At 70.3% G+C, this 6852-nt stretch carries 9 protein-coding genes and 1 pseudogene; 6 read left to right on the top strand and 4 right to left on the bottom strand.

Annotation, left to right across the window (positions count from 1 at the left end; genetic code table 11):
- Window positions 1–6: 6 nt before the first annotated feature.
- The 4 genes from AB0389_RS33390 to AB0389_RS33405 all read right to left on the bottom strand — a co-directional run bounded on the left by AB0389_RS33390 (window position 7) and on the right by AB0389_RS33405 (window position 3779).
- Window positions 7–1332 carry an enolase gene (locus tag AB0389_RS33390; RefSeq protein WP_366399298.1) on the bottom strand — a complete coding sequence of 442 codons (1326 nt, stop codon included), beginning with the start codon at window positions 1330–1332 and terminating at the stop codon, window positions 7–9.
- Between the two features lie 4 nt (window positions 1333–1336).
- Entirely contained in the window at window positions 1337–1879 is a 543-nt protein-coding gene (locus AB0389_RS33395; protein WP_366399299.1) for an inorganic diphosphatase, read from the bottom strand.
- Between the two features lie 371 nt (window positions 1880–2250).
- Window positions 2251–2934 (bottom strand): HAD family hydrolase, encoded by a 684-nt coding sequence (locus tag AB0389_RS33400; protein WP_366399300.1) that lies wholly within the window; start codon window positions 2932–2934, stop codon window positions 2251–2253.
- Window positions 2931–3779: a GntR family transcriptional regulator gene (locus AB0389_RS33405; protein WP_366399301.1), complete on the bottom strand. Its 849-nt coding sequence runs from the start codon at window positions 3777–3779 to the stop codon at window positions 2931–2933. Before AB0389_RS33405 ends, AB0389_RS33400 begins: the two co-directional genes overlap by 4 nt.
- A gap of 879 nt (window positions 3780–4658) precedes the next feature.
- Between AB0389_RS33405 and AB0389_RS33410 the strand changes: the two genes are divergently transcribed.
- From AB0389_RS33410 to AB0389_RS33435, 6 genes and pseudogenes are all read left to right on the top strand, one after another.
- Window positions 4659–4868, top strand: coding sequence for a hypothetical protein (locus AB0389_RS33410; protein ID WP_366399302.1), 210 nt, complete (start codon window positions 4659–4661; stop codon window positions 4866–4868).
- Window positions 4865–5251, top strand: a complete 387-nt coding sequence (locus tag AB0389_RS33415; protein WP_366399303.1) for an RNase adapter RapZ — start codon at window positions 4865–4867, stop codon at window positions 5249–5251. The genes AB0389_RS33410 and AB0389_RS33415 overlap by 4 nt, the downstream gene beginning before the upstream one ends.
- Window positions 5252–5395: 144 nt before the next feature.
- Window positions 5396–5665 carry a DUF6284 family protein gene (locus AB0389_RS33420; protein ID WP_366399304.1) on the top strand — a complete coding sequence of 90 codons (270 nt, stop codon included), beginning with the start codon at window positions 5396–5398 and terminating at the stop codon, window positions 5663–5665.
- Window positions 5662–6111, top strand: coding sequence for a Pycsar system effector family protein (locus AB0389_RS33425; RefSeq protein ID WP_366399305.1), 450 nt, complete (start codon window positions 5662–5664; stop codon window positions 6109–6111). Before AB0389_RS33420 ends, AB0389_RS33425 begins: the two co-directional genes overlap by 4 nt.
- Complete coding sequence (locus AB0389_RS33430; RefSeq protein WP_366399306.1) at window positions 6108–6473, top strand: hypothetical protein; 366 nt, start codon at window positions 6108–6110, stop codon at window positions 6471–6473. Before AB0389_RS33425 ends, AB0389_RS33430 begins: the two co-directional genes overlap by 4 nt.
- Window positions 6470–6852 (top strand): annotated as a pseudogene (locus AB0389_RS33435) (protein spdB); the annotation flags it as partial. The gene AB0389_RS33430 and the pseudogene AB0389_RS33435, both read left to right, overlap by 4 nt.

Below are 6852 nucleotides of genomic sequence, written 5' to 3' on the forward strand. Positions count from 1 at the left end.
AGAGGCTCAATCCCCCTCGGCCGGAACGGAGAGACCGAACGGCAGCTCGGGCCGGGCGTCGGCGATCTCCAGCAGCCGGTTGTACTTGGCGACATGCTCCCCGCGCGCGGGACCGCCCGACTTGAGCTGCCCGCAGCCCGCGCCGACGGCGAGATCGGCGATGAACGAGTCGTCCGTCTCGCCGGAGCGGTGGGAGACCATCTGCCGGTATCCGGCTCCCCGGCAGACCCCGATGGCGGCCATGGTCTCGGTGACGGTGCCGATCTGACTGACCTTGATCAGCGCGGAGTTGGCGACGTTCCGGCCGATCGCCTCCGCGATGACCGCCGGGTGCGTGGCGAACAGATCGTCGCCCATCAGCTGCACCCGGCCGCCCAGCCGCGCGGTCAGCCGCTCCCAGCCGTCCCAGTCGTCCTCGGCGAGACCGTCCTCGATGGACCACACGGGGAAGCGGTCGACGATCTCCTCGTACCGGTCGATGAGCTGGTCGGAGGTGAGTTCGTCGCCCGCGACGAGGTAACGGCCGTCCTCCGTACGCAGTCCGCCCGCCGCCGGGTCGAGCGCGATGGCCACACCGTCCCGGCCGGGGGAGTACCCGGCGTCGGTGATGGCGGCGACCATCTCCCGCAGTACGTCCTCGGGCCGCGAGAGCGCGGTCGCGAAGCCGCCCTCGTCGCCGAGGCCGACCGTATGCCCGCCGTCGGCGCCGGCGGCGAGGCGGGCCCCGAGCCGGGCGTGGATCTCCGCGCCCGCGCGTACGGCGTCACCGAGACCGGCCGCCCCGAGCGGAGCGACCATGTACTCCCGGAACCCGCCAAGTCCCGCACCCCCACCCCCACTCCCACCCCCACCCCTACCCCCACTCCCGCCCCCTCCGACGACGGTGAAGTGCGGCACAGGCAGCAGCGGGGGCGCGCCCGAGAGCGCGGCGAGCTGCTGCCAGAGCGCGCGGTCGTACTGCGCGGCCTCGGTACGGGCGGCGACCAGCGAGACCCCGATGAGCGCGTTGGCGCCCAGCCGGTGCTTGTCGGGGGTGCCGTCGAGGTCGATCAGGGTGGCGTCCAGCTCCTCCAGGGAGGAGAAGCGCTGGCCGGTGAGCGCCTGCGCGATCTCGCCGTTCACATGCCCCACCGCCCGCCGTACCCCCTGCCCGTCGTACCGTTCCGGATCGCCGTCACGCAGCTCGACGGCCTCCCGGGAACCGGTGGAGACCCCGGCGGGCACCCCGGCCCGCAGCCGCAGCCCGCTGTCGGTCTCCAGGGTGACGGCGAGGGTGGGGCGGGCGCGGGAGTCGAGGATCTCGATGGCGTGGAGCCGGGCGATACGGAGCACGGGGTCAACCGCCTTCGGACGGACGCCCACCGGCCCGGCCGGTGAGCGGTTCTCCGGCCAGCGGCTCCCGGGACAGCCGCTCCCGGGAAGCCGCGATCTCCGCGTACGCCTCCGCACGCCCCTCCCAGTGGGACCCCTCCACGGATTTGCCGGGCTCCAGCTCCTTGTAGACCTGGAAGAAGTGGGTGATCTCCAGCAGATCGAAGTGGGGGACGTCGCTGATCTCCCGCAGCCCGGCATGGCGGGGGTCGCCGGCGGGAACGCAGAGGACCTTCTCGTCGGGACCGGCCTCGTCGCGCATCATGAACATGCCGATGGCCCGGCACCGGATCACACACCCCGGAAACGTCGCCTGCCCCACCAGCACCAGAGCGTCCAGCGGCTCACCGTCCCGGCCGAGGGTGCCGTCGATGTACCCGTAGTCGGCGGGGTACCGGGTGGCGGTGAACAGCGTCCGGTCCAGCCGGATACGCCCGGCGCGGTGGTCCATCTCGTACTTGTTGCGGGACCCCTCCGGAATCTCCACGGTCACATCGAATGCGTCCACACCAGGATCCGACCACGCCCCGCCACGCCCCGCAGCCGCTGAGGCATTCGGCGCACAGGGAAAGGGCCATGGCGCCGCCCTCGTGGCTACCGCCGCCCTCGTGGCTACCGACACGAAGAAGGCCGCCGACCGCGCCTTGACGGCGGCGGTCGACGGCCTTGCCTCACGAACACCTGGGGGAGCGCCCCGGCTGTGGTCCGCGGCGTACCGGCTTAGATGTCGAAGAACTGATGCGCCGGTTCCGTCACCTGCGACGCGATCCGTCGGCAACGTTCTGACCTGCGTGGTTGTGGTCGTCGTTGGTCGTTGGTGGTCACCGCTGGGCCACCTCGGACGGCCCCACGACGGCCCGGCTGGCCCAACGGTGGCGGTCAGCCGAGAGCATCCGCGATGGCCTCCATCGAGTCGGTCACCGCGACGGCCCCGGCCGCCGCCAACTTGGCGTCCTTGCCCGGCTTGTTCGCGTAGCCGATGGTCGCCACCTCTGCGGCATGGCCGGCCTCTACGTCTCGCGCCGCATCCCCGATGAAGATGCACGACGCGGGTGCGGCGGACGCGACGGACAGGGCATCGAGTAGCAACCGGGGATTGGGCTTCATGGACGTGGGGTCACCCGGCACTCGCCCGAACACCCCCGCGATGTCGTCCGTGAGCCCGTGATCATCGAGATAGGCACGGATCGCATCGCCCGAGTTGTTGCTGATGATCCAGACGGAGCGGCCCGATTCGGCACAGGCGCGAATGGTGGCTTCCCCGCCGGCGGTCCGCTCAGCGACCGCGACCGCCTCCACCTCCAACCGTGTCAGCGTCTCGTCCGCCACGGCCGCCAAGTCCGGACGAACGTCCGCGACCTGCCGCAGCAGCGCGAGCGGGTCCGTCTCCGTGGCCCAATCAGCGGGGGTGTCCCCGGTGAGGGAGGGGAGCAGCGCGCCGTACAGCCGACGTGCGACGTCGGGCGCGGGCAGTCCGGCGAAGACCGAACAGACCGGGCCGTCGAAATCGAGTAGAACGTGCTTGACGGGTCGAAGCACGTCGGTGAGGTGGTTCGTGTTCATGGCTGCCGCTCGTAGGAGATGGTGTTCCATACGCTGTCGAACCAGAGCTGAGACTGCTGAATGTAGAGCGAGCCCAGTGAGGCGTCATCCGGTCCGGCGGTGTGGTGGAAGAGCGTCGTGTCCTTACCGGTGACGTCGAAGAACGTACGCGGCTCGCCCTCAACCGCGAGGGTCCGTTCCCGCAGCGGGTAGAACCCGAAAAAGGCTTCCCGCTTGTTCAGGATGTACAGCTTGAACAGGCTGGATGCCTTGTGGACGCGCACTTCGACGCTGACCGACTTCACCAGTCCGTACTCCGCGAGCACCTCCACGGAGTGCTTGATCCCGCCGGCGTTCGTCAGCGCGATGTTCCGCGCCCGGTCGCGCAGCGCGACTTCATCGCGCAGTTCGTCGACCAGCACCGGGACCGCCATGGGCACGGTCGTGTCGGGCAGGAGCAGACGAACCGTGATCGATTCCGGGGTGAGCCGACCGGACCGGATCTTGTCCAACGGCTCTTGCATGGCGTTGTACAGGGTCTCGCTGGAGAAACCGGCGAAGTCGAGGGTGACCTGAGGTTCGGCAAACGCCGCTTCGATGTGGGGCCGGAGCCCTACCGGCCGCTCTGTGCGCTCCCTCACGAACGACCCGCTGCCCTGCCGAGTGATGATCAGACCTTCACTCCGCAGTAGCTCCAGGGCCTTGTCCACGGTGCCCCGCGCCACGGTGTAGCGCCGGGCCAGCTCAGGGCCAGAGGGAAGTTTGTCGCCGGGGGCGAACCCTTCTTTCTTCGTGAGGATCGCGGCTCGCAGAGAGCTGCTGACCTGCTGATACGGCGGGCGCGGGTCGTCCGGGTCAAGGCTCATCCATCCATGCTAATCCACATGCCCAACATGCACGACTCACCCAACCCTCTTGACCTGCCTAAGCAGGTTGCCTATGTTGAGCATGTCGCCGCGAACGAAGCGGAGACAGCGAGAAGGGCCCTTCTTTGGGCTGCTTCGAACTGCGCCCGAAGGAAAGCCCGCAGGGGCCGGTACGAGGGAAGCGCTGGTTACTTGAGAACTCAACAGTGAACTGAGACAGGGTGAGACCCCCTGTCCCCGCGAGCGGCGGGGTGAGACCGCTCCCCGTGACGACCGGGTGATGTTCGTGGCGGTGCTTTCACGTGCTGGCTCTGGAGAACGCCCCTTCGGGGGCGCCACCCGGCACGAACCGCCCTGCTGATCGCGTCAGAGCAGCGACGATGACGCGCCCGACGAACGGGCTCGGGACCGACCGGCCGTGGCAACGGCCATTCCGGTGAAGCCCCTCTCTTTGCCCCTTCTGAGCAAGGGAGTTGCTGTGATCCGCATACATAGGTGGGCGTCGACCGTGGCTTGACCGGCCCGGCGACTGTGCCCACCGCGTCACCTCGTACCACCCACCGGGCGAGACGGCCCACGGGACGCTCAGCGTTCCCGGGGCATCTCGCGTGGTTCGGCCAGTGTCCGCAGCGCTTCGGCGCTTCGGCCGGTTGCCTCCCTCACCCGGACATCACGCCGGGTGGGGCAGAGGGGAGCCGGAATCCACTGGTCCCAAAAGGCGCGCCGCCCGGAGCGGCAACTCCGGACGACGCAGTACAGGCACCCCATGGAGGTCCCTGTGTTCGTCAGTCTGACAGATGCGGAGCGGGCCGAGTTGGCCCGCAGGAACGCCGAACGGAACCAGCAGAGCCGGAACGACGCTCAGGCGAAGGGGACCCGGTGAGGGGCCGCCGGCAGGAGCAGGGGCCGTCGGAGGCGTTCGCCGCCGAGGAGCAGAACCGCGCCGATGGTCTGGCCCGGCGGTGCGAGGAGATCGCGTCGACGCCGGACCATGCGTCTCGGGGGAGTCTGCCGTACTACCAGGCCGCGTATCAGAACGCGGCCGGTAACGCCGCTGGTCACACCGCGCAGCCTGGAGGTATCGCGTGAAGCCCGTCAACGTCGAAATCGTCTCGTTCGGCTACCTGCACGACGGGCCGCCGCCGGCGCATCTGACCATCGATCTGCGGGCGCACTTCCGGGACCCGCACGTCAGCCCCGAGCTTCGCTACATGACCGCCGCCGATGAGCCGGTGCGTACGGCGGTGCTCGGCACGCCGGGGATCACGGACCTGATCGAGGCGACCGCCCGCGCGGTGGCCGCGTTCGCCTCCGGCCCCAGTGCCGGAACGGTCATCGTCGCCGACGGATGCGCCGGCGGCCGTCACCGCGCCCCCACCTTCGCCGGGGCGCTCGCTGAACGGCTCCGGCAGGACGGTTACACGGTGGCCGTGCGGCACCGCGACATCGGCCGTCCCGTCGTCCAGCGCTGACCAGCAGATTCCACAGCCCCGATGGTCGCAGGCCGGGTTCGACTCCCGGCCGGGGCACTCCACCCACGAACGGCGCACGGCCCCCGGGAGGCAACCCAGGGGCCGTGCTTCGAGCCGTTCCACCTGCTAGGGAGAGCACGACTCATGGAACACATCGTCACTGTTCAACAGGCCGTTACGGCGTTCGCGCCGTGGCTGGAGCCGACGGCCGCCGAGTTGGACGCGATCGAGCGGGAGATGCCCGTCATCGCGGCGGACGTCGAGTTGCTCGACGCGCACATCATGACGCTGGACCGCACGCCGACCGAGCTGGACGTCCGCCGGATCCGCCGGGCCCGCCGCCGCGCGCTCGCCGCCCGCGTCGCCCGCCTCAACCTCACCGCCGCCGCGAGCGTGCCGGGAGGTGCCGCGTGAACGCCGACCTGAACGCGAGCCTGAGCGCCGCTCACGCGGAGGTGAAGGCCGAGATCGCGAAGACCGACAACAAGACCGGGCTGCTGCTGGCGTTCATCGGCGCACTGCTGGCCGGTGTGTGGACGGTCGCCAAAGACGTGCACCTTCCCGCCGCCGCGATCGCCGTCGGCGGCGCCGGGGTGGCGCTGCTGGTGACAGCGGCCGGTGTGCTGCTGCGGGCGGTCCGGCCCAACCTGCGCGGCAACCACGGCTTCCCCATGTGGGCGACCGTGCACCCCGAAGTGTTGCCGGACACGCTGTCCCAGGATCTCGCCGCCACCGTGGTGGGCCTGTCCCGGCTGGCCGTCGCCAAGTTCACCCGCCTGCGTCGCGCGGTCGACCTGACGTGCGTGGCCGGTGTGCTGCTGATCGTGGCTGCTCTGATCGCGGTCGGGGGTGCGCTGTGAACACGACGCCGACGCCGACCTTCGGCGATCTGGCCGTGCCGCTGACCGCCGTCCGGCTGCTGCTGGCCGACTTCCCGCACCTGCCCGCCGTGGACATCCGGGTATCGACGATCTACCCGCAGCGGCTCGAACTCGCCCTGCACGACAACCTCGCCGCGTTCGAGGCGTGGCGGGAAGCCCTCGGCATCGCGCCGGACGCGGTCGCCTGCGCGGAGCTGCCGAGCGTTGTCCAGCTCGAAGTTCTCACCGTGTTCGCCGGTGCCACCGTCCGGCTGTGCGGCTACGCACCGCCCGTACAGCGCTCGTCCGGCGCGGCCGGTACGGACGGTACGGGGTTGTATCCGTGGGAGGTGGCGGTATGAGTGCCAAGACCGCGCTGCCCGCCGTCGCGATGACGGTGGTGTCGATGGTCCTCACGTTGGCCGTGGTCGTGATGTGGCTGGGAACGGCGATGCCGTGGCCGGTCGCGCTGGTCGTCGGTCTGGGGATCGACGGGGGCTGGCTGGCCACCCTCGCCTACGAGCGGCGCTTGGCCGCGCAGGGCGACCACTCCAACGGCGTGACCGCCGTGGGCTGGTCGTTCGGGGTGCTGGCGACCGGCGTCCTGATCGCACACGCCCTCACCGCCGAGGACAACGCCGGCGCATGGCTGGCCGTCGCATGGCTCCCCGTCGCAGCCAAGGCACTGTGGCTGGTGCACGGGCTGTGGGAGCGGACCGCGCTCACCGGCGAAGCCCTGGA

The organism is Streptomyces sp. NPDC093109 (genome assembly GCF_040701725.1).
Taxonomy (GTDB): Bacteria; Actinomycetota; Actinomycetes; order Streptomycetales; family Streptomycetaceae; genus Streptomyces.